The organism is Streptomyces sp. NPDC059499 (genome assembly GCF_042749285.1).
Taxonomy (GTDB): Bacteria; Actinomycetota; Actinomycetes; order Streptomycetales; family Streptomycetaceae; genus Streptomyces.
In genome coordinates this window covers 54,403-78,279 of record NZ_JBHYTT010000004.1, presented here as the reverse complement: position 1 = coordinate 78,279, position 23,877 = coordinate 54,403, and the positions used below count along the sequence as shown (strand labels likewise).

Annotated in this window: 12 protein-coding genes; 11 read left to right on the top strand and 1 reads right to left on the bottom strand. The window is 73.4% G+C overall.

What is annotated here, in order from left to right; translation table 11 throughout:
* The first annotated feature begins 110 nt into the window (after positions 1-110).
* Both ACFW9O_RS12195 and ACFW9O_RS12190 read left to right on the top strand, forming a co-directional pair.
* Positions 111-1,505, top strand: coding sequence for a tetratricopeptide repeat protein (locus ACFW9O_RS12195; RefSeq protein ID WP_384608003.1), 1,395 nt, complete (start codon positions 111-113; stop codon positions 1,503-1,505).
* Entirely contained in the window at positions 1,502-3,196 is a 1,695-nt protein-coding gene (locus ACFW9O_RS12190) for a nickel transporter (protein WP_384608001.1), read from the top strand. Before ACFW9O_RS12195 ends, ACFW9O_RS12190 begins: the two co-directional genes overlap by 4 nt.
* A 90-nt stretch (positions 3,197-3,286) precedes the next feature.
* Here the strand turns inward: ACFW9O_RS12190 and ACFW9O_RS12185 are convergent, their stop codons facing one another.
* Positions 3,287-4,612: a S1 family peptidase gene (locus ACFW9O_RS12185; protein WP_384607999.1), complete on the bottom strand. Its 1,326-nt coding sequence runs from the start codon at positions 4,610-4,612 to the stop codon at positions 3,287-3,289.
* Positions 4,613-5,234: 622 nt separating this feature from the next.
* Between ACFW9O_RS12185 and ACFW9O_RS12180 the strand changes: the two genes are divergently transcribed.
* From ACFW9O_RS12180 to ACFW9O_RS12140, 9 genes are all read left to right on the top strand, one after another.
* A complete protein-coding gene (locus ACFW9O_RS12180) occupies positions 5,235-8,498 on the top strand; it encodes an amino acid adenylation domain-containing protein (protein WP_384607997.1) in 3,264 nt (1,087 codons plus the stop codon).
* On the top strand, positions 8,495-14,050 hold the full coding sequence (locus ACFW9O_RS12175) for an amino acid adenylation domain-containing protein (RefSeq protein ID WP_384607994.1): 5,556 nt from the start codon (positions 8,495-8,497) through the stop codon (positions 14,048-14,050). The genes ACFW9O_RS12180 and ACFW9O_RS12175 overlap by 4 nt, the downstream gene beginning before the upstream one ends.
* Positions 14,047-15,546, top strand: a complete 1,500-nt coding sequence (locus ACFW9O_RS12170) for a class I adenylate-forming enzyme family protein (protein WP_384607991.1) — start codon at positions 14,047-14,049, stop codon at positions 15,544-15,546. Before ACFW9O_RS12175 ends, ACFW9O_RS12170 begins: the two co-directional genes overlap by 4 nt.
* The gene (locus ACFW9O_RS12165; RefSeq protein ID WP_384607988.1) at positions 15,543-18,563 is read left to right on the top strand and encodes an amino acid adenylation domain-containing protein; all 3,021 of its coding nucleotides are present in this window, start codon (positions 15,543-15,545) and stop codon (positions 18,561-18,563) included. The genes ACFW9O_RS12170 and ACFW9O_RS12165 overlap by 4 nt, the downstream gene beginning before the upstream one ends.
* 5 nt (positions 18,564-18,568) lie before the next feature.
* Positions 18,569-18,793 (top strand): MbtH family NRPS accessory protein, encoded by a 225-nt coding sequence (locus tag ACFW9O_RS12160; RefSeq protein WP_351167283.1) that lies wholly within the window; start codon positions 18,569-18,571, stop codon positions 18,791-18,793.
* On the top strand, positions 18,790-19,056 hold the full coding sequence (locus ACFW9O_RS12155) for an acyl carrier protein (protein ID WP_384607984.1): 267 nt from the start codon (positions 18,790-18,792) through the stop codon (positions 19,054-19,056). Before ACFW9O_RS12160 ends, ACFW9O_RS12155 begins: the two co-directional genes overlap by 4 nt.
* Positions 19,057-19,169: 113 nt before the next feature.
* Positions 19,170-20,594: a condensation domain-containing protein gene (locus ACFW9O_RS12150; RefSeq protein ID WP_384607981.1), complete on the top strand. Its 1,425-nt coding sequence runs from the start codon at positions 19,170-19,172 to the stop codon at positions 20,592-20,594.
* A gap of 65 nt (positions 20,595-20,659) precedes the next feature.
* Entirely contained in the window at positions 20,660-22,489 is a 1,830-nt protein-coding gene (locus ACFW9O_RS12145; protein ID WP_384608889.1) for a N,N-dimethylformamidase beta subunit family domain-containing protein, read from the top strand.
* Between the two features lie 193 nt (positions 22,490-22,682).
* A complete protein-coding gene (locus tag ACFW9O_RS12140) occupies positions 22,683-23,846 on the top strand; it encodes a TetR/AcrR family transcriptional regulator (RefSeq protein ID WP_384607978.1) in 1,164 nt (387 codons plus the stop codon).
* Positions 23,847-23,877: the final 31 nt, after the last annotated feature.

The window sequence follows — 23,877 nt, the reverse complement described above, 5'->3', positions numbered from 1 at the left end:
AGGTGCCGCGGCGGCCCGGCCGCTCGTGACCACGGCCCGCCCGCCGGCATGACGCGCTCCCCATGACGCTGCCGAACCACTACCGACCGAGAACGAGGAGGGCAGGATCGATGCCCGTACGCACGCCGCGGTTCGCGCGATGGTGTCAGCGACGGCACGGGCCGGGGCGGTGGCGCGTCTCCGCCGTCGTGGCGGTGGCTCTCGGGCTCACGTTCACCTCGGTGGCGTCCGGGGCCGGCGGTGACATGGTGCGGCCCGAGCGGGCCGGGCGAGCGCTCGCGGCGGATGTGCCCGTCGAGCAGTTGGCCGTCGGGGAGCTCGCGCAGGGCATCACCGCCTTGCAGCGGCACCTCAGGACGCAGCCCCGGGACGCCGGCGGGTGGGCGACACTGGGCGCGGCATACATCGAGCAGGCTCGGACCGGCGGTGATCCGACACGGTATCCGCAGGCCGAGGCGGCGTTCGGGCGTTCACTGAAGCTGCGTGCCGCGGACGGGAACGACGCGGCACTCGCCGGGCAGGCGGCTCTGGCCGCCGCGCGCCACGACTTCGAAGCGGCGCTGATCCTGGTGGACCGGGCGCTGAGGGTGAACCCGTACAGCGAACGGGCACTGTGCACCCGTGTCGATGCACTCGTCGAACTCGGCCGCTACGACGAGGCGTTGGAGGCAGTGGAGCTCGCCGACCGGCGGCGTCCCGGCATACCCGTGTTCACGCGGTACGCGTACGTCCTGGAGTTGCGCGGCGACGTGAAGGGGGCACGTCGGGTGCTGCTGCGGGCACTGGCCTCGGCGTTCAGTACCGCCGATGTGGCCCATACCGCCACATTGCTCGGTCAACTGTCCTGGTCCCAGGGTGAGTTCCGTCAGTCCCTGAAGCATTTCGCGACCGCTCTGCGCGCCGAACCGGATCACCTGCCGGCGCTGGAAGGGCGAGGTCGCGCCCATGCCGCGCTGGGCGATGGCAAGCGTGCGGTGAGCGACCTCGAAGGGGTCGTACGGCGCTACCCGTTGCCTGGGCAGCTCGCCGCCCTCGCCGAAATGTACGAGGTGGGAGGACAGCGTCGGCAGGCCGAGGAGCAGTACGCGCTCATCCGTGTCTGGACCCGCCTGGCCCGCGCCAACGGCGTCGCCACCGATCTGGAGTCCTCCCTCCTCGAGGCCGACCACGGCGACGCCGCCGAGGCGTTGAAGTCGGCGCGCGCCGAATGGACCCGCCGCGAGAGCGTGCACACGGCGGACGCTCTCGCCTGGGCGCTGCACGCGAACGGCAGGAACCAGGAGGCACTGACGTACGCGAAGAAGGCGACCGCCGGGTCGCCCGGCTATCAGAACGCCTCCTTCCTCTTTCACCGGGGCATGATCGAGCGCGCTCTCGACGACGACGGAGCTGCCCGCCGCCATCTGCGTGCCGCGCTCGATCTGAATCCGGGCTTCTCACCCACGGGAGCCCGCGACGCCGCATCCGCCCTGTCGGCACTGCCCCGGCCCCGGGGTGACTCATGATCCGCCGTACCGCCGCCTGCGCTCTCGCCACGCTGGCGACGGGCACTGTCCTGGCTCTGCTCCCGGCGCAGGCGGCGCAAGCACACCCCTTGGGCAACTTCACGGTGAACCAGTACGACGGTCTCGTCGTCGCTCCGGGGCGGCTCAGCGTGGACCACGTGGAGGACCTGGCTGAGATCCCGGCCTCTCAGGAACGGATCCGCATCGACAGCGACCGGGACGACCGGCTCGCGCCGGACGAGCTGTCGGCGTGGGCCCGGGCGCGGTGCGATGCGGCCGCCGAGGGTGCTCGGTTCACGGTCGGGGGCAGGGGCGCGGGCGGCACAGGGGTCTCCGTCTCGGCGGGGAGCGCGAAGGCGCAGGTGCGCGCGGGGCAGGCGGGGCTGCAGACACTGCGCGTGACCTGCGAGATGGCGGCGCCGCTGCCGGACGACGCGCGGTTGCGACTCTCGTACCGCCCGACGGACGTAGCCACCGGAGTCGGATGGCGGGAGATCACCGCACGGAGCGACCGGATGACGATCTCGGGGTCGGGCGTGCCCGACGCCTCCCGGTCCCGGCGGCTGACCGCGTACCCCGACGACCTGCTCTCCTCACCGCCAGACTCGCGTTCGGCCACGTTCACGGTCCGCCCCGGCGGGCCGGCGCTGCGCGCGGGGAACGAGGGCGAGGCGAACGGTTCCCCGGCGCTGGGCGTGCTGCCGCGCGGGACGGACCGTTGGACGCAGGCGCTGACCGGACTGGTCGCCCGGCACGAGCTGACCGTGGGCTTCGCCGCGCTGGCGCTCGTGGCTTCGCTGCTGCTGGGCGCCATGCACGCACTGGCCCCGGGGCACGGCAAGACCATGATGGCCGCCGCCGCAGCAGCGGGCGGCCGTAGCTCCATGCGGGACATGCTGACTCTCGGGGCTTCGGTGACTCTCACCCACACGCTGGGCGTCTTCGCCCTGGGTGCCCTGATCACCGCCGGCTCCGCGGCCGCGCCGACCGTGGTGTCCTGGCTGGGTGTCACGAGCGGCACCCTGGTCGCGGTCGCAGGGGTGCTCCTGTTGCGCAGGGGGTGGCGTCTGCGCCACCGCCCTCATAGCCACGGCCATCATGGAAGCCACGCACCCGGGCAGGAGCACGCTCCGGTACACGAGCGCAGTCAGGACACCGGAGCTCTGCACGGTGAAGAGCGGGTTCCCGCTCTCGCGACGGTGCGCCGGAACGAGCACGCCGGCGAAGGCGCGGACCGCTCCCCCACACCGGCGAGTGCCGGCCAGGTGCACGGCGACGATCACCACCATGGGCATGGACACAGCCATCCCCACAGTCACTCCCACGGCCATTCCCACAGCCACACACCGCCCGCCCCCGGGCTCCGCGGCGTGATACTCCTCGGCCTGGCCGGCGGGCTGGTGCCGAGTCCCTCCGCCGTCGTCGTACTCATCGGCGCGGCCGCTCTCGGCCAGGCATGGTTCGGCTTCCTGCTGGTCCTGTCGTACGGGGGCGGGCTGGCGCTGACGCTCGCGGGAGCCGGGTTCCTGGTGGTGCGGCTACGGGAGACCACGGCCCGGAGGCTGGTCCAGCGGCCGCGAAGCCGGGTACTCGCGGGTGCCCACCGGATCGCGCCGCTCGCCACGGCCTCCGTCGTCCTGGTACTCGGATGCGGGCTGGTGTTCAGGGGACTGGCAACCGCTCTGGCTTGAGAAGGTGCGAACGGGCCAGGCATGAGACCGCACCAGGAGACGGGCGATCGCATGACCTGGCCCGGCATGACGCCGACGCGGGTCGGACGCTCAGTTCCAGCTCCGGGCGTACCGGCGTCGGTAGCTGTTCCGCCGCTGGGCCGATCGGATCAAGCCGGTCGCCGCGAGCCCGAGAAGGCTCACGACGATGACCAGCAGCCCAGGTGTGAGGGTCCGGAAGCTGACGGAACCGCCGAACATCGGAAGCCCCCACGATCCTGGGGCAACGGCTCCTGGGGCCACGGCCCCTGCGGCGGACGGGGGTGGGACCGGGCCGGTGCCGCTCCCCTCGGCGATCAGTCTCACTCCGAGGGCCGCCATCGCGGTGGTTGTCGGCTGGAAGTACGTGGTACCGCCGATGGTGCAGTCGCCGTTGCCCCCGGACGTCAGGCCGAGGGCCAGCCCGTCGGCGAACAGCGGCCCCCCGCTGTCGCCCGGTTCGGCGCAGAGCGTCGTCTCGATCAGGCCGGTCACCGTGCCCTCCGGGTAGTTCACCGTCGCGTTCAGCGCGGTCACCCGGCCGGAGCGCACCCCTGTGGTGCTGCCGCTGCGGAAGGCCCGTTGACCGACGACAGGATCGGCGACCGCCGTGATCCTCACCTCCTGGTCACCACCGACGCCGACGAGGCTCGTCGCACTCGGAGCTTCACCGTTCCCGTACTCGACGAGGGAGAAGTCGCTGCCGGGAAAGCTGCCGGCCGTGGTGGTGCCGAGCTGCCGGGTGCCCGTCGCGTCCTGGAACCAGGCGGTTCCGCGCGGACCGCAGTGACCGGCTGTCAGGACGAAGTTCTGCCGGCCGTCGGTCACATTGAATCCCGCGGAGCAGCGTCCGTTGCGGGCGAAGATCGGGTCGGCGCCGTTGAGCCGCGTCGAGAGGGTTCCTGCGGTCCGCCGCATGTGCACGAAGCTGCCGATGTCCTCGGCGAGGCCCGACATCCGTGACCAGTCCGTGGCGGACACGGTGCTGTCGGCACGCACGACGATCCGGTTGGACGAGTAGTCCATCGCCCATGCCGTACCGGGCACCCGGGGGGCTCCGCTCAGCGCGTCCGCGGCCGACCGGAGGCGGACCATGCTGTGACGGACGAGTTCGGCGCGTGCCCCCGCTCGTCGGACCTCCGCCGCGGCCTCCGCGTCGGTCACCGCGACGACAGGGCGGCCGTCGGAGCCGATCCAACTGCCCGCCGTACGCGAGGTGCCGAGCTGCGAGACCAGACCCGCGCCGAGCTCGGCAGGCGGAACGGTGCCGCCCGGGCCGTCCGGCGGGGCAGAGGATTCGCCCGCCACGGCGCTGGTGACCATCAGCCCGCCGCAGAGCAGTCCGCCGACGGCCGCCAGCCGTGCGATCCGTTGCAGGCTGCGTCGTGCGTGCCTCATCCGTTGCCCCTCCAAGCCGTACGGACACGACGTCACCGACGCCGGGAGCGTGGGATTCGGTGCCCTCTCCTCCATACGTGGCGCCTCACTGTCCTGTTCACCCGGCCATGGCTGTCACCCGGCCGGACAGCACCGAACCAGCACGGGGGTGAGGACCGCCCTCGCGAGATGTCCGGAAAAGCGCCACTCCGAGGCCCTTCCCCCACTCCGCCCCGGGGCGGGTTTCAGCCGATCACCCCTCGGCCCGGCGCCGCGGCACGTCCGGAGCGGGAACTCCCGGACGCCCGCCGCACACTCCCTACGCGCCGCCGGTTGCGCCCCCGCACCGCCGGCCTTGTCCCCGGAGCCGCGGGGGCCACTCACCCTGCGCACCGACCCGCCGCCCGCACGTTCGGTCTTCGCGTTCTTCCTGGCCGATGCACACTCGGTATCCCCTCGGAGCCAACACTTTGGTCCAGACCATTGACCCACGGATCGATCTCTCTCTAGCATCTGCGGCACCACGACAGCCCATCAGGGCAGGTGTCCTCCCCTCCCAGCGCGTCACCCTTCGCATGCCGGCAACACGTATGCGGTTCAAGCCATTTCGGGCCGACCTCACAGCCCGGCCCCCAGGAGCGTCATGCCCGTACCCGATCAGCAGCCCCCTTCCGCACCGGCGAGCGAACCCGGACCGGCGAGGGGTCACGCCGCGGCCGCGCTCTCCGTCGGGCAGGAGCGTCTGTGGTTCCTGGACCAGTTCGAACCGGGGGACGCGGCCTACAACATTCCGCTGGTGCTCCGGTTCACGGGACCGCTCTCGCCGGCGGCCCTGGGCGCGGCCCTGGACGCGGCGACCGGGCGGCACGAGGCGCTGCGCAGCCGGTTCCCCGCCGTCGACGGACGTCCGTACGTCGTCGTCGATCCGCCGTCTCGCGTACCGCTCGACACCCGCGATCTGCGGGGCCGTTCCGATACGGACATCGCTTCGTGCATCGGCGAGTTCACCAACCGCCCCTTCGATCTGGCCGAGGGGCCGTTGCTGCGGGCCGCGCTGCTCCGTACCGGGGAGTGCGCGTACACGTTCTGCCTCGTGGTGCACCACATCGTCGCCGACGGGTGGTCCCTCGGCCTCCTGCGTTCCGAACTCGCCGCGCACTACTCCGCCCACCGCGTGGGCGGTACGGCGGAGCTGGCGGAGCCGCCGTCCTATCTGGCTCACGCGGCCGCGGAGCGCGCGTGGCTGGAGGGCCCCGAGGCCGCGTCGGCCCTCGACCACTGGCGTGAACTGCTCAGTGGGGCATCGCCGTTGGCCCTCCCCCTCGAACACCCCCGTCCCGAGGTCCCGGGCAGCACAGGCGCCTACCACACCCGGGTGCTGGGCGGTCTGGGCGCCGCGGTGGAGTCCTTCGCCCGTTTACGGCGCCTCACCCCGTTCATGGTGATCGCCGCCGCCTACCAGGCTCTTCTCCACCGCTGCACCGGCCAGGACGACTTCTGTGTGGGGGTGCCCACCGCGGCACGGACCACGGTCGACAGCGAGCGGACCGTCGGCTACTTCTCCTCCACCCTGGTGCTGCGCGCGGACTTCGCCGGCGATCCGTCCTTCGACGCCGTCCTGCGGCGGATCCGCGGCGACTGGCTCCGCGCCCTGACGCACGGCCGCGTACCTTTCGAACGGCTCACCGAGGAGCTGCGGCAGGACCGTGACACCGGCCGCACGCCTGTCTTCCAGACGCTCCTCACCGTGCACACGCAGAGCGGCGGCGCTCTCGGCGAGCACCCCTTCGCGGACCTCGTGTGCGCCGAGGGCGACGGCGGCCACACCGCCGCCAAGTTCGAACTGAGCCTGGACGTCCGCCCGGACGGCGACGATCTGCACGCCGTCTTCGGCTACCGCACCGATCTCCTAGACGCGACGCGGACCGCCCTGATCGCCGCCCGCTTCGAGGTCCTGCTGCGCGCCGCCCTGGACGCGCCGGACACGCCCGTACGGCTGCTGCCCGTACTGGACGGGCAGGAGCTGGCGGTACAGCGCAACGAGACCGCGGGGCCCGCTCTTCCGGCACACCCCCCGACGGTCCTCGACGCGATCGACCGGGCGGCGCTCGTCCCCGGCGCAGCGGCAGTCATCGGGCCCGACGAAAGCCTCACGCGCGGTGAACTCGCCGGCTCCTCCCGCGCTCTGGCTGCCCGGCTCCTGGCCCGCGGCGTCCGTCGTGGGGACCTCGTCGCGCTCTGTCTGCCCCGTGGTCCACAGGCGGTCGTGGCGATGCTCGCCGCCTGGCGCATCGGCGCCGGGTACCTCCCGCTCGACCCGCAATACCCCTCTTCACGGCTCGACTTCATGCTCCGGGACAGCGAGGCCGCCCTCCTGCTGACGACTGACGGCGAGCCGGTCGCGGGTCTCGCCGTCGACCTCCCCGTCCTGTCCATCACCCCGCCGACCGGCTCCCGGGACACCAGCGGGCCTCTCCCCGGACCCGACAGCGGGGCAGGCCCGGACGATCCCGCGTACCTCGTCTACACCTCGGGCTCCACCGGCACGCCCAAGGGCGTTCTCGTACCGCACCGCGCACTCGCGGCACGGGTCGCGTGGATGCGCGAGGGCTACGGCATCGGCGAGTCGGACCGCGTCCTGCACAGCGCCTCGCTCTCCTTCGACACCAGCGCCGAGGAGATCTTCCCGGCGCTGGCGTCGGGCGCGGTCCTCGTCACGGCCCGGCCCGGAGCCGCCCTCTCCGATCAGCTGGCCGAACCGTACGCGGCCGGTGTCACCGTCCTGGACCTTCCGACCCCCTACTGGCACCACCTCGTCGCCGACCTGGACGAAACCCCGTGGCCGGACTCGCTGCGCCTGCTGATCCTGGGCGCCGACCAGGCGCGCGCGGAGGCGGTCGCCGTCTGGCGGGGCCGCTTCGGCGACACGGTACGACTGGTGAACTCCTACGGCCCGACGGAGACCACGGTCATCGCCACCACGGCGGACCTCGGGGCTGCCGACGAACTGCGCAGGCCACCCATCGGCCGGCCCATCGGCGGGACGACCGTCGCCGTGCTGGACCGCCACGGCACGCCCGTGCCGCCCGGCACTCCCGGTGAACTGGTGATCGGCGGGGCCGGTGTCGGCGACGGGTATCTGGGGCGCCCCGGCGCCACCGCCCGTTCCTTCGTGCCCGACCCGGACGGGCCTCCCGGGGCCCGCCGCTACCGCACGGGTGACCGGGTCCGCCGTCGCGCCGACGGGCAACTGGAGTTCCTCGGCCGCCTGGACGGCCAGGTGAAGGTGCGCGGATTCCGGATCGAACCCGGCGAGGTCGAGTCCGCGCTCGGCGCCCTGGCCGGTGTCGCCGAGGCCGTGGTGTCCGCCCGCGAGGACCGGCTGGTCGCCCACGTCGTAGCGGCGCCGGGAGCGCCCGCGCCGGAACCGGCGCGGCTGCGCGCGGAGCTGTCCACGGTGCTGCCGCCGCATCTCGTCCCCGACGCCTGGGTCGTGCTCGACGAACTGCCCCTCACCCCGAACGGCAAGGTGGACCGGGCGGCCCTGCCGGATCCGGGGGCCTCCTCGCCCGTACGCGCCGTGCACGTACCGCCCCGGACCGAGGCGGAGGAACTCGTGGCCGACGTCTGGCGGGAGGTGCTCGGCACCGGACCCGTCGGCGCCGACGACGACTTCTTCGACCTGGGCGGCCACTCGCTCCTGGCCACCAGGGTCGTCGCCCGTATTCGCGCCGCCGTCGACCTCGCCGTCCCTCTGCGCACCCTGTTCACCCACCGCACGGTCGCGGCCTTCGCCGAGGCCGTGGAAGCGGCCCTGACCGCCGAGATCGACGCCCTGTCGGACACGGCGGCCGAAGAGCTCCTCGCCGCGCAGGACGTACTGGAAGGAAGCCGGCCCGTCTCATGAGCGCCGACACGACCAATCCGGCAGAACCCGCCGCGACCCGTCTTTCGGCGGCCAAGAAGGAGCTGTTGCGCCGCCGGCTGGCCTCGCGGACCGTTGCCCGCGCGACCGTGCCCCGCCGGGAACCCGGCACGCCCGTCCCGCTGTCGTTCGCCCAGGAACGGCTTTGGTTCATGGAGCAGTTCGCTCCGGGAACCGCCGCGTACAACATCCCGGTGGTCCGCAGGCTCCGCGGCCCTCTGGACACCGGTGCTCTGCGCGCCGCTCTGGACGCGAGCGTGGCCCGCCACGAGACGCTGCGCTCGCGGTACCCGGCCACCGACGACGGGCGCCCCCTGCTGGTCATCGACCCGCCCGGGCCGGCCGCTCTCACCCACGCCGAAGCCTCGTGCCTGTCCGAGGCCGAACGCCTCGTCGACGAGGCGTCGGCCGTGCCCTTCGACCTGGAGGAGGGGCCGCTGCTGCGAGCGCTCCTCATCCGGCTCGCCGACGACGACCACGTACTGCTCCTGGTGGTCCATCACAGCGTCAGTGACGGCTGGTCCAGCGAGGTCCTGCTGGGTGAGGTGCTGCGGGGCCACGCCGCACACGTCTCGGGGAATCCGGATCCGCTTCCCGAACTCGCTGTCCAGTACGGTGACTTCGCCCTGTGGCAGCGCGAGCAGCTCAGCGGTGAGCGGCTCGCTGCCGAGGTCGCCCACTGGACCCGTGAGCTGGCCGGGATCGAGCCGCTGGAGCTCGCCTTCTCGCGCCCCCGCCCGCCCCGTCAGACGTTCGAGGGCGCCGGGCACGCGTTCTCGGTCGACCGCGCCCTCCTGGACCGGCTCACGCTGCTCGGGCGCCGGCACGACGCGACCGTCCACATGGTCCTCCTGGCCGCCTTCCAGATCCTCCTGGCCCGCTACAGCGGTCAGACGGACTTCGCGGTCGGCTCCCCCGTCGCCGGACGCCCCGAACCGGAACTCGAGCCTCTGGTCGGCATGTTCGTGAACGTCATCGCCCTTCCGGCCCGTCTGCAGGGCGACCCCTCGTTCGCCGAGTTCCTGCGCCGCACCCGCGAGACCTGCCTCGACGCCTACGCCCACCAGGACCTGCCGTTCGCCCAGCTGGTCAGCGAGCTCAAGGTCGCGCGGGACGTGTCGCGGCCACCCGTCTTCCAGGCCGTCCTGGCCGTACAGAACTACGCCACCCAGCGGGACGCCGGATCGGACGGCCCGGTGACGGCCGAACCGTTCGGGGTGCGGGCCAGCGGTACCCGTTTCGATCTCGAACTCTTCCTCCAGGAGTGGCCCGACGGGCTGCACGGGTCCTTCAACTTCAACACCGACCTCTTCGAGGTTGCCGACATCGCACGCCTCGCCGACCACCTCGGCAGGCTCCTCCAGGCCGTCGCAGCGGCCCCGGAGTCCCCGCTGTCCGCCCTCGCGGGACGCACCCCCGACGAACACGACTTCGAGACGCGCCGGTTCAACGCCACCGCGCTGGACCGTGCGCCCACCACGCTCACCGCCCTCGTCGCCGAGCAGATCGCCCGGACTCCCGGCGCGGTCGCCGTGGCCGTCGAAGGCAGGGCGGCCCTCACCTACCGGCAGCTCGACGCACAGGCCGACCGGATCGCCGCCCGCCTGGCCGCCGAGGGAGTCGGCCCGGGCAGCCTCGTGGCCATCTGCTCCGAACGTTCGCCCGAACTCGTCGCCGGTCTGCTGGGCATCCTGCGCACCGGTGCGGGCTACACCCCGCTGGAACCCGGCTACCCCGCCGAACGCCTCGCCTTCCTCCTCGCCGACAGCGACGCGCCCGTCCTGCTCACCCAGCGCGGACTGCCCACACCGCACGGCTGCACCGCGCAGGTCATGCTGCTGGACGACCCCGCGGAGCCGCCCAGATCGCGCCGCGCACCGGCGGGACCCGGCCCCGACGACACCGCGTACCTCATCTACACCTCCGGCTCCACCGGCCGTCCGAAGGGCGTCCCGAACACCCACGGGGCGATCGCCAACCGCATCCAGTGGATGCAGGACGCCTACCGCCTGGGGCCGGACGACGCCGTCCTGCAGAAGACCCCCGTCGGCTTCGACGTATCGGTCTGGGAGTTCTTCTGGCCCCTGGCCACCGGCGCGCGCATCGTCCTCGCCAAGCCCGGCGGCCAGAAGGACAGCGGCTACCTGCGCGACCTCATCGCCTCCGCCGGCGTCACCGTCGCCCACTTCGTCCCCGCGATGCTGACGGTCTTCCTCGCCGAGGAGGACATCGAGCGGTGTACGGCGCTGCGCCGCGTGATCAGCAGCGGGGAGGCCCTGCCGCCCGACGCCGCCCGCGAGCTGACCGGCCGGCTGCCGCACTGCTCCGTCGCCAACCTGTACGGGCCCACGGAGGCCGCCGTCGACGTCTCCTCGTGGGAGTGCTCGGGCCCCCTGGAGACGGTGCCGATCGGGCTCCCGATCGACAACACCAGGCTGTACGTACTGGACTCCGCTCTGCGTCCCGTGCCGCCCGGCGCCCCCGGCGAACTCCACATCGGCGGCACCGCCGTCGCCCTCGGCTACCACCGCCGGCCGGGGCTGACCGCAGCCCGCTTCGTGCCCGACCCGTACGGCCCGCCGGGCTCCCGTCTCTACCGCACCGGAGACCTGGCCCGACGCCGCCCGGACGGCGCCCTCCAGCACCTCGGCCGCATCGACCAGCAGATCAAGCTGCGCGGGCTGCGGATCGAGCCCGGCGAGACCGAGGCCGCGCTGCGCGGCCTGCCCGGTGTCGCGGACGCCGCCGTCGTCCTGCGCGAGGACCGGCCGGGCGACAAGCGTCTCGTCGGGTACGTCGTGGCCGCCACCGGCTCCGAAGAGCCCGACCCCGCACGGCTCCGCACCGCGCTCAAGAGGCTGCTGCCCGAACACCAGGTCCCCGCCGTGGTGGCCGTCGTCCCCTCCCTGCCGCTCACTCCCAACGGGAAGCTCGACCGCCGTGCCCTGCCCGCGCCCCAGATGCGGCGCGCGGCCGGCGCCACCCGGCCGGCCACCCCGACCGAGCTCCTGCTCGCCGGGATCTGGTGCGAGGTGCTCGGCCTCACGGAAGTCGGCACGGACGAGGACTTCTTCGACCTCGGCGGCCACTCGCTCCTCGCCACCCAGGTCGTCGCCAGGGCACGCGGCCGGCTCGCCGAGGCGGGCGCGCAGCCCGTGAGCGTCATGGACCTCTTCACCCACCGCACCATCCGCGACCTGGCCGCCGTCGCCGCCAGGGACGAGCACGACGACACTCCGCGGCCGCTGCTGCACCGGCTCACCCCGCCCGTGTCCGCCGCCCGCCGTACCCGCACCTTCGTCTGCGTCCCCTACGGCGGCGGCAGCCCCGTCGTCTACCAGCCCGTCGCCGACGCCCTGCCCTTGGACGTCGAACTGTGGGCCGTCGCCGTGCCGGGCCACGACGTCGGCGTCACCGAGGAGTCCGTGCCGTTCGACGAACTCGCCGAACGCATCGCGGGCGAGGTGCGGCAACGGACGGAGGGACCTGTCGTCGTGTACGGCCACTGCGCCGTCGGTACGGCGCTGGCGATCGCCGTGTCCCGGCTGCTGGAGGCGACCGGCCATCCCTTGGAGGCCGTCTACGCCGGAGCCCAGTTCCCGTTCGCCCGGCCGCGCAGCCGCGTCCTCAACGCACTCAGCCGCGTCGCCTCCCTCGAACCCCTGCTCGGCGACCGGGTGTACGCGAACTGGCTCATCGGGCTCGGCGTGAACACCTCCGACCTCGACAAGGAGCAGGCCGCCTTCATCATCGGCAACATGCGCCGTGACACACAGGCCGCCGAGGACTACTTCACCCGCGCCATCGCCGACGTCGCCGCCGGCGCCCCACGGCTGCGCGCCCCGCTCGTCTGCCTGATCGGCGACCAGGACCCGGCCGCCGACTTCTACCAGGAGCGCTACCGCGAGTGGCTGCTGCTCGCCGAACGCTCCGCCGTGGCCGTCCTCGACCAGGGCGGTCACTTCTTCCTCAAGTACCGGGCCGTCGAGGTCGCCGACGCGGTCACCACCGTGCACCTCGCGGTCCGCGACGGGCTGACCGACGAGCTCCCCGCCCACGATCCGCTCCACTCGTGGTGGTTCCACGGGGACACCGGCCCCCTCGCCGCGGACGACGGCACACAGGCTGACGAACAGCCCTCTGCTCCGCCCCACGAGGGAACGGAGTCCGCCGCCGGGCCCGAACCCAGCATGCGCCGGTTCCTCCTGGTCGCGGTCGGGCAGCTCTTCTCGATCACCGGCTCGGCACTGACCGAGTTCGCCCTCCCGATCTGGATCCTCCTGAACACCGGCTCCCTCACCCGGTACGCGCTGTACGCGGTCGTGGCCATGGTCCCGGGCATCCTCGTCGGCCCTCTCGCGGGAGCCCTCGTCGACCGGATGAACCGGCGCACGGTGCTCCTCGCCGGCGACATCGCCGCCTGCACCACCCAGGCCGGCCTCCTCGCTCTGCTCGTCACCGGAAACCTGCACTCCTGGGAGGTGTACGTCCTGCTCGGCGTGCTCTCCGTCGCCCTGACGTTCCAACGCCTCGCCTACGCGTCCGCGGTCCCCCAGCTCGTGCCCAAGCAGTACCTGGGCCACGCGAACGGGATCGTTCAACTCGCTTTCGGGACAGCGCAGTTCGTGGTTCCACTGGTGGCTGTGGCGCTCATGGCGGCGATCGGTCTCGGCGGCATCCTCGTCATCGACGTGGTCAGCTACGTGCTGGCCATCGGCGTCCTGCTCGCGGTGAAGTTCCCCCGTACGCTGCCGTGGACGCGGCGCGAGTCCCTCGTGTCCGAGATCCGGCACGGCTTCACGCACTCATGGCGCAATCGGGGTTTCCGGGCCATGCTCCTGTGGTTCGCGGGCCTCAACATCTTCCTCTCGCCCCTGTTCCTGCTCATCACCCCGCTGGTCCTCGCCTTCGACGACCTCCAGGGGGCGGCGCGGGTCGCGGTCGCGGGCGGCGCGGGAGCGATCCTGGGAGGGATCGTCATGGGCTTCTGGGGCGGCCCGCGCCGACACAGGCTGCGGGGCATGCTCGGCATCGCGGCGCTCCTGGCCCTGGCAGGAGCCGTCACCGGACTGCACGCCAGCCTCTGGGTGATCGCCGCCGGGGCGTTCGGCATGTCCTTCGCCCTGTCCCTCGTCAACGGCGTCTACTCCACGATCGTCCAGGTCAAGGTGCCGCAGCGCTTCCACGGCCGCGTCTTCGCCCTGAACACGCTGGTCGCCTGGTCCACCCTGCCGTTGGGCCACGGAGTCATCGCGCCGCTGGGCTCCTCGCTGCTGGGGCCGCTGATGGAGCCCGGTGGGGCGCTCGCCCCCGTCTTCGGCCCCCTGATAGGCACCGGCCCCGGGCGCGGCATCGCCCTGATGTACGTCCTGTTCGGGTGCGCCATGCTCGGCATGGTCGCGCTCGGCCTGCGCCTTCCCGTGCTGGCCCGCTTCGACCGGGACGTCCCCGAGGCCGAACCCGACGACCTGGTCGGCCTGCGCGAGCGTGCCCGCATCGCCGCCGCCCGCCGCGTGAAGGAGAGCCGGACGTGACGGACACAGTCGCCACCCTGCCCGCCCTGCTCGCCCACCGTGCCGCCGCGCACGGCGACCGCACGGCCCTCGTCACCGGCCGCGAACGGCTCGACTTCGCATCCTGGCAGGCCCGTTCGGGTGCGTACGCCTCCGTGCTGCGCTCCGCCGGACTGCGGCCCGGGGACCGTGTCGTGCTGCACCACGGCACGAGCCGGTGGACGGAGTTCGCCGTCGCGTTCCTCGCGGTGCTGCGCGCCGGCGGGGTGGCGGTCCCGCTGTCCGACCGGTCCGCGCCCGCCGCCACGGAGTACGTGCTCGCCGATGCGGAGGCCCGATTCCTGCTGCACGGCGGGCCGGACCTGCCGGCCGGAATCCCGCCCGGAACAACCGTGTTGACCGAATCCGACGCCGACGGCCACCCCACGGCGCCGGACCTGCCCGACCCCGCACCCGGCGAACTCGCCCAGATCCTCTACACCTCCGGCACCACCGGAACCCCCAAGGCCGTCGGCGCCCGCCACGCCAACCTGGCTCACGGCTGCACGCCGGACGAGCGCCGCCGGCCGCTTCGCCACTCCACCGCCTTCCTGCACGCCTTCCCGGTCGGCACGAACGCCGGACAGACCATGCTGGTCAACGCGCTCAACGCGCACGCCACGTGTGTCACCGCTCCGCAGTTCACCCCGGCCCGCTTCCTCCGGCTCCTGTCCGAACACGACGTCGGGAGCGTCTTCCTCGTCCCCGCCATGGCGATCGAACTGCTGGCGTCACCGGCCCTCGCGGACGCCACGGCCTCGGGCACGCTCGACGGTGTGCGCCTGGTCGGATCCACGGCCGCCGCCCTTCCCCAACCGGTCGCGCTCGGGCTCGTCGGGGCCTTCCCGAAGGCCCAGATCGTCAACTACTACACCTCCACCGAGGCCGCGCCCGCGCAGATCACCCTGCTGTTCGATCCGGCCCGTCCCACCTCACCGGGCCGGCCCGCCTCCCTGGCCGATCTGCGCGTGACCACCCCGGAAGGCCTCCCGGTCCCGGCGGGCGGCTCGGGCGAGCTGTGGCTGCGTTCTCCCACGGCTCCGCGGGCGTACATGGGTGAGAGGGACGGTGAGGTCTTCCAGGGGCGCTGGGTGCGCATGGGCGATCTCGGCCGCATCGACGAGGACGGCTTCCTGCACCTGCTCGACCGGGAGCGGGACGTCGTCAAGTCGGGCGCCCACAAGGTCTCCACCCTCCAGATCGAGAACGCCCTGCACTCCCATCCACAGGTGCGCGACGCCGCCGCCGTAGGAGTTCCGCATCCCGTGCTCGGCAGCGTCGTCGCCGCCGTGGTCGTGTCCGACGCCGGTCTGACGGCGTCCGCCCTGCGGACGTTCCTGCTCGATCACCTGGCCGTCCACGAACTGCCCGCCACCTTGCTGTTCCGCGATGCGCTGCCCCGTAACGAGGCCGGCAAGGTCCTCAAACGCGACCTGCGCCTGCTCCTCGCCCAAGACCACTCCGAGGCCACCCTGTGAACGCGATCCTCAGCCCCGCCCAGCACGGCGTCTGGCTCACCGAGCGCACCCTGGACACCGCTGCCGCCTACCACCTCACCATGACCGTGGACCTCCACGGCCCCGTCGACGCCGACGGCATGGTCCGGGCCTGCTCCGCCGTCGCGGCCCGGCACCCGGCCCTCAACACGGTCTTCGGTGCCGACGGCGCTCCACAGGCCGGCACGGAACAGTCCCGTCCGCGCGTGGTCGACTGCTTCCCCGGTGAACTGGACCCCCTCCTCGCCCGGGAGCGGTCGGTTGCCTTCGACCTCTCCCGCGGGCCGCTGTACCGCTTCGTCCTCTTCCGGCTGTCCCCGGTACGGCACGTCCTGCTTCTGACCGTCCATCACCTCGTCTTCGACGGCGAGTCCAAGGACCAGCTGGTCAGCGACCTGGCCGACGCCTACCACGGAGGCCCGCTCGCTCCGGTCGCCCCGCGGCCGACGGTGGAGCCCTCATCCGATGCCTTCACGGGCGCGGAGGCGTACTGGGCCGCTCGTTGGCGGGAGCCGGCCGCGCCCGTGCTGCCCGGCCTCGCACCCTCGCGCATCCCCGGCACCGCTCCCGCGCCGGGCGCCGAGATCTCGCTGAACCTCGGCCCCGGGCGGACCGCCCTCGTGGACACGACGGCGCGCCGGCTCGGCCTGACCCGCTTCGAACTGCTCACCGCGTCCTGGCACGCGCTGCTCGCCCGTTACGGCGACCCCGCCCCGGTCACCGCCGTCGAACTGTCGCTGCGCCCGCGCGGCGAGGCGGTCGATGTGGGGCTGGCCGTCAACGAGCTGCCCCTCTTCAGCACCGCGGCCCCCGAAGCGCCGTTCGCCACCTGGTCCCAGTCCGTCCGCGCGGAGCTGCGCGCCCTGTACCGGCACCGGGCCGTTCCGCTCGGCCGCTCCGTGCGCGGTCTGACCCCGCGCACCGCGCTCACCCCCCTCTCCCTCAGCTACCGGCGCCGCCCCGCGGGGGAGCTGCCCGCCTTCGGCGGCGGGGTACGCGCCGAGGTCCACTGGACCGGCTTCTGCGGTACCGCGCGCAACCTGCTCCACCTCCAGCTCGTCGACTCCGGGTCCGAGATCGACGCGAGCCTGCAGTACCGGGCCGACGCCCTCACCGCCGAATCGGCACGGGGCATCGCCGGACACTGGAGGACGCTCCTCGACGGCGTACTGGCCGACCCCGGCACACCGGTCGGCGACCTGCCCCTGCTGACGTCCCGGGAACGGTCGGACCAACTCGCCGCACCGGCCCCCCGGCCCGAACTCGCCCGGTGCACCGTGCCCGCGCTCTTCGCCCGGGCGGTTTCCGCCCACCCCGACGCGGTCGCCGTCGTCCGCGGCGAGGAAGCCCTGACCTACCGCGAGCTCTCCGGTCTCGTCGCGCACGCGGCCACCGCGCTGCACCGCCACGGCGCGGGCCCGGGCACTCTCATCGGCATCGGCCTGCCCCGCGGGCGCGATCAACTGGTCGCCGTCCTCGCCACCATGGCCTGCGGGGCCGCCTATCTGCCCCTCGACCCCGATTACCCGGCGGAGCGGCTGGCCTTCATCCGGTCCGACTCCCGTCTCGCGCTCCGGATCACCGCGCGTCCGGACGGCCCCGGCGACCTCGTACCGGCCGATCTCGCGCCCGAGGGCACGGACACCCCGGCCCTGCCCCCGGGCCCGACGCCCTCCCAGCCCGCCTATGTGCTCTACACCTCCGGGTCCACCGGGCGCCCCAAGGGGGTGGAGGTACCCCACTCCGCGCTCGCCAACGTCCTGGGCGCGCTGCGCGACCACCTGGGCTCCGGCCCCGAGGACCGCTGGCTGGGACTCACCTCGCTGTCCTTTGACATCTCCGCCGTCGAACTGCTTCTGCCCCTCGTCACCGGAGGACGCGTCGTCCTCGTACCCGAGGGCGGTCACCGCGACGGCCCCGCGCTCCTCCGCCTCGTCCGGGGCGAGGGGATCACCCATGTCCAGGCCACTCCCAGCGGGTGGCGGCTGCTCCTCGACGCGGGCCTCACCGGCGCGGCGGCCGGGCTCACGGCGCTCACGGGCGGCGAGGCGCTGCCCCCGGCCCTCGCCTCGGACCTGGCCGCGGTGAGCAAGCGGCTCGTGAACGTGTACGGCCCGACCGAGACGACCATCTGGTCCACCCTCGCGGAACCCGCCGTGACCGATGACGGACACGTCCTCATCGGCGAACCGCTCGCCAACACCCGCGCCTACGTCCTCGACGAGCGGCTGCGCCCCGTCCCGTACGGACTTGCGGGTGAGCTCTGCCTCGGCGGCGCGGGGCTGGCCCACGGCTACCGGCACCGCCCGGGCCTGACAGCCGCGCGTTTCCTCCCCGACCCGTACGGCCCGCCGGGGTCGCGCATCTACCGCACCGGGGACCTCGTCCGGCGCCTGCCCGGCGGCGGTCTCGTCTACCTGGGCCGCTCCGACACCCAGGTCAAACTGCGCGGCCACCGGATCGAGCTGGGCGAGATCGAGGCGCGGCTGGCCTCGCATCCCTCGGTGGCCCAGGCCGCGGCCGCGGTGCACGGCACGGACGGCGACCGGCGGCTGAGTGCCTATGTCGTTCCCGTCGGCCCGGCACCCAGCGCGCAGGAGCTGCACGCCCATCTGTCCGCGACGCTCCCCGCCGCCGCGGTGCCCGGCACGTACACCGTGCTGGACGCCTTCCCGCTGACGCCCAATGGCAAGCTGGACCGGGCCGCGCTCCCGGAACCGGTCCCGGACCGGAGCGGACCGGCGGCCGCCGGCGCCACGGACGGCGAACTCGACCCCACCACCGGGGCGGTGCTCGCCATCTGGCGCGAGGTCCTGGCCCTGGACGACCTCGGGCCCGACGAGGACCTCTTCGACCTCGGCGGCCATTCCCTGACCATCACCGCCATCGCCGCCCGCATCCATCAGAACCTCGGCGTGGACGTCCCTCTCGACGTCTTCTTCGACACCCCTACCGTGCACGGCGTCACCGCCGCCGTCACCGCACTGTGCAAGGAGTAGCCTCCATGAGCGATCCGACCCGCTACCTCGTGGCCGTCAACGACGAGGAGCAGCACGCCCTCTGGCAGGAGGGCACGCCGCTGCCCGCAGGCTGGCGGGCCGAGGGCTTCAGCGGCACCGAGGAGGAGTGCGTCGCGCACGTCGACCAGGTGTGGCCGGACATCCGACCGCTCAGCCTGCGCCGCCGTCTGGCGGACGAGGCCGCCCGGCAGGCGGGCGGCGTACGGTGAACGCGCCCGCCCCGACCCGTCACCGCCTTGCCGAGCTCGTCGAACGGGCCACGGACGGCCAGGTGACCGCCGGCGAGATCGTCGACTCCGCCGAACCGCTCGCCGCGCTCGGTGTCAGCTCGCTCTCCCTGCTGCGGCTCGCCGACAGTCTGGAAACCGAGTACGGCGTGCTCATCGACCTCGGCGACCGGGCGCTGTACACCGAAGGACTCGTCGGCCTCACCGCCCGCGTGCGGGCTCTGGCCGCGGAGGCCACCCCGTGACCGCGACGGCCCCGGACGCATTGGTCCCCGCCACGGCGGCCCCGGACGCGTTGATCCCAGACTCGGTTGCCCCGGACGCCGGCGCGGCCGCAGTTGCGGCACCGGTTCCCGGCATGACCCCGGCGGACGCGAGGACGAATGTCCCGTTCACGGGCGGCCGGTCCGGTGACGCCCCGCTCACCTGGGGGCAGCGCGCGATCTGGCACGCGATCGGCCGCACCGCGCCGAACGATCACTACTTCAACATCGGCCGTGTCCTGCCCCTCGCCGACCGGGGTACTCCCGTCGACCTGCCCCGGCTGGCAGGCGCAGTCGCCGCACTCCTCGTCCGCCACGAGGCGCTGCGCACCCGGATCGCGACCGGTGACGACGGAGAACCCCGCCAACGCCTGTGTGCCGAGGGGCTGGTGGAGGTCCGCGTCCACGACGAGCCCGACCCGGCCGGCTGCGCGGCCGCCGCCGAGCACCTGTTGGCGTCCCTGACCTCCCGCCGTTTCGACTACGCGCACGAGTGGCCCGTACGGTTCGGCGCCGTCCGCCACGAAGGCCGGATCACCCACGTCGTGCTGGCGTTGTGCCATCTGGCCACGGACGGGCACGGAGCCGAGGTCCTCGTCCGCGATCTGCGGCTGCTGGCCCGCCGCGGGTCGGCCGGCCCCTCCTGTGCCGAGACCCCGATGGACCTGGCACGGCATCAGGCCTCCCCGGCCGGCCGCCGCTCCGGTGCGGCCGCGCTCGCCCACTGGGAGAACGGCCTGCGGCAGGCCCCTCCGACGATGTTCCCCACCCCGGTCGCGGTTCCACGCACCCCCCGCTTCTGGACGGGCCGTCTGGTCTCCGCCGTGCTTCCCCGGGCCGTCGAGGCGCTGGCCGCCGCCCATCGGGTCAGCGGCTCGACCGTGCTCCTCACCGCTTCGGCCGCTCTGGTCGCCGCCGATCAGGGGCACTCCGTGGCGGCGGTCATGCCGATCGCGGGCAATCGCGCGGCGCAGGGCCACCGCACCCTGGTCAGCACGCTGTCGCAGGACGCGCTGTTCGTTCTGCGCATGGACGATGTCCCGGGTCCGGACCCCGATTTCACCGATCTGCTGGCGGGTGCGTGGCCGGCCGCGCTCGCCGGGTACCGCGCGGCCGCCTACGATCCCGCCGACTGGGACACCCTGCTGGACCGGGCGTCCCACGAGCGGGGCGCCGAGGTGCACCCGTACTGCTGCTTCAACGACATGCGGCTGGCGGAGCGGCCCGCGACGCCCCGTCCCGCGTCGGACGCCGACGAACTCGTGGCGCTCCGCCGCCGGAGCGTGCTCGACTTCCCCGCGACGCAGGACCGTGTCGCCTGCCGGTACTGCCTGCATGTGAGCGGGGACGACAGCGCGCTCACCGTCACCCTCACCGCCGATACGGCCTATCTGCCGCCGGCCGCCATCCAGGCCCACCTTCGCGCCATCGAGGAAGTCGTCGTGTCCTCATCGGCCGGCGACCCGCCCCGGCTGGCCGCACTGCCCGGACTCCTCGCGACGGAAGGCTCCGGCCGATGAGCGCGGGTCCCGTCCCGCGGCCCCTGGCCCGTGCGGAGACGACGTCCTGCGTCCAGGGCGGCAGCATGCGTTTCGGCGTGACCGCCGGCGACGGCGGCCCGCTGACCGGTCACGTCGTCGTCAGTGACGTCGTCACCGAGCGCGCGATGACGCGGGTGCCCGTTCGCGGGACCGGGTGGACCCTCGACGTCCCGCCCGACTGGCCCAGTTCCCTGTACGTGGCCCGTTTCCACGACGACCGTCCCGAGACACCGGCGCCCGAGCGCGACGCCGAGCACGAAGTGTGGTTCGTGGTCCGCGCGGCCCGGCCCGCGGCGACCTCGTCCGTGCTCGTCTCCGTTCCCTTCGCCACCTGGCGCGCGTACCACCGTGCGGGACAGCCGGGCCGCAGCATCTACTACGCGGAGGAGCCGGGCCGCGCCGCACGGGTGTCCCTCACCGGGCCCGGCGGCGGGCCGCCGCCCGAGCGCTGGGAGGAGCCTCTGCTGCGCTGGCTCCCGCGTGCCGGGTACCGGGTCGAGTTCTGCTCCGGTTTCGATCTGCACGACGGCGACGAACTGCTGTCCTCCTACCGGCTGCTGGTGATCAACGGGCATGACGAGTACTGGTCGGCCGGTATGCGCGACAGCGTCGAGGCCTTCGTCCGCAGGGGCGGCAATCTGGCGGTCTTCGCCGGAAACACCGCCTGGTGGCAGATGCGCCTGGAGGACGAGGGCCGCACGATGGTCTGTCACCGCGATGCCGCCGCCGACCCCGCAACCGCTGTGGACCCCCGCCTCGCCACCGTCGAGTGGTCCAGTTCGCCCGTCGACCGGCCCGAGAACTCCATGACCGGAGTCAGTTTCCGCAACGGCGCCGGCGCGTGGGGCGAGGGCATGGCCGTGATAGGACGCGAGTCCTACACGGTCCGGTTCGCCGGCCACTGGGTCTTCGAGGGCACCGGACTCGCCGACGGCGACGCGTTCGCCCGGGGCGCGCTCGGGTACGAGACCGACGCCGCCGAACTCGACTGGTCGGCCGGCGTGCCCCGGGCCACCGGGCGGGACGGCACCCCGCGCTCCTTCGCCGTCCTCGCCACCGCGGACCTGCGGCACTGGCGCGCGTACGGGCAGGGCGGCTGGGCCACCATGGGCGTCTTCCGCATGGGCGCCGGCACGGTTTTCAACACGGCCACGATCAACTGGGGCCGGGCACTGTCCGATCCGGTCGTGGACCGGATCACCCGCAACGTCCTCGACCGTCTCGGCGGTATCTCGCCCCGTCCCTCCTGGCACACCGTCGGGCCGGCGCCGCGTCTGCGGGCGCTCGCCGCCTGCGAGGGCCTGCTCTTCGCCGTGGCCGAGGACGGCAGGACCCTGCTCCACCGCGAGCCGTCGGACCAGAACCTGCCGTGGATCCCCTGTCCGCCCGCGCCGGGACCTGCGCCGGAGATCCGGTGCCTGACGGCCCCGCGCGAGGCGTGCCGCCCCGTACCGCTGGCCCTGCTCGCGGTCGGAACGGACGACCGACTCCTAGTACGCGCCCCGGTGCCCGGGCCGGCTCCCTGGACCCCGGCCGGGAAGGTCCCCGCCGGGACAACGGCTCTGGCGATGTGCGACAACACGCTCTTCGCGGTGACCCCGCACGACGACACCCTGCACCATCGGCCTGCCCTGCACCCCGAGGCGCCGTGGACAGCCCTGGGACCGGCGGGCAAGGCAGCCTCCCTGACCGTGCTCAACGCGCGTCTGTACGCCGTCGGTCCGGACGGACTGCTCTCACGTCCGCCGGTCACCTACGATGCGCCCTTCACCTTCGGCGGCCCCTTCCCTGCGGCCACGGCCCTCGCCTCGTACGCGGGGCGGCTGCTCGCGGCGACCACGGACGATCTCCTCGTCAGCCATCCGCCGGTGTGAACGGGACGGCCGGTGCACGGGGGCACCGGAGGCCGGGCGAGGCTGATGTGACGGTTCCGTCCGTGCGCCTTCACCTGGGAAGTGAGCCGGCATCCGCGTGGGGCGCGGTCCGCGCCGAGGGAGCCCGAACCCCTCGGGGACCGTGTGGTTGACTGATCCGCATGGCCCTGTCTCCGCACCCGCCCGTTCGGCCGTGAGCGCCGATCCGGCCGCGGCCACCCGGCCCCGCAACCGCAAGCAGCTCATCGTCGAGGCGGCCGGCCGAGTCTTCAGCGAGCGCGGCTACCACGCGGCGTCCATGGAGCAGATCGCCGCCGGCGTGGGTATCAGCGCGGCGGCCCTCTACCGGCATTTCCCGAACAAGTACGCGCTGTTCGCGGAGTGCGCCGACCTCATGGCGGACCGGCTCGTCACCTCGCTCGACGAGGTGCCGTCCGGGGCGGGGCTGGCGGACGTGCTCGGCGCCGTCACCCGGGTCACCGTCGCGCACCGCGCATCGGGGGGCGTGTACCGATGGGAGGCCCGGTACCTCAACAGCGAGGACCGCCGACATCTCAGGACGAAGTTCGGGCACGTCGTGGGGCGCGTCGACGAGGCGGTGCAGCGCGAGTACCCGCTGCCGGACGAACAGCTGCGGGCCGCGGCGGCCCTCGGCGCGATCGGGTCCATCGCGATGCACCACACCTCGATCGCTCAACGTCGGGCCGATGAACTGCTGTTGACGTCCGCGCTGCGCGTCGCCGCGACCGATCCCGCGGCACCCCTGAGCGGCACCCGTACCGTGGAGCTGCCCGCCCAGCCGGTTCCGCGCACACGGCGCGCGGAGATCCTCGCGGCCGCCATCCCGCTGTTCGCAGAGGACGGGTTCGCCAGCGTCACGAACGGTCAGATCGCCGAGGCGGTGGGGCTGGCCCCGTCGGCGCTCTACCGCCACTACCCCGGCAAGGTCGACATCCTGGCGGCCGCGTGCCTTCAGGCGGCGGGGCTGCTGGCCCAGGGGGTGGACCGGAGTCTGCACGAGGTGTCCGGCCCGCACGACGCCGTCGTCGCGCTGGCGGTGACGTACGTGGCCTACAGCTTCGAGTACACCGCGCTCAACAGCGTCGCCGAAGCTGAGGTCGCGGGCCTGCCGGCCGATCTGCGCCGGCCCGTGGTCCTCGCTCAGCGTGAACACATCGCTGTCTGGGAGGAGCAGCTGCGGCTGGCCCGTCCGGAGCTGGACCCGCGCCAGGCCCGGGTGTTGGTGCACGCGGGGTTCGGTGTGGCGGTCGAGGCCGGCCGCGCACTGCGGTGGCAGGACAGCCCTGCGCACCGCGACGCCGTGACCGCTCTGGTCGTGGGTGCGCTGGGCCTCTGAACCGGCTTCGTAACCCGGCACGCGACGGGGC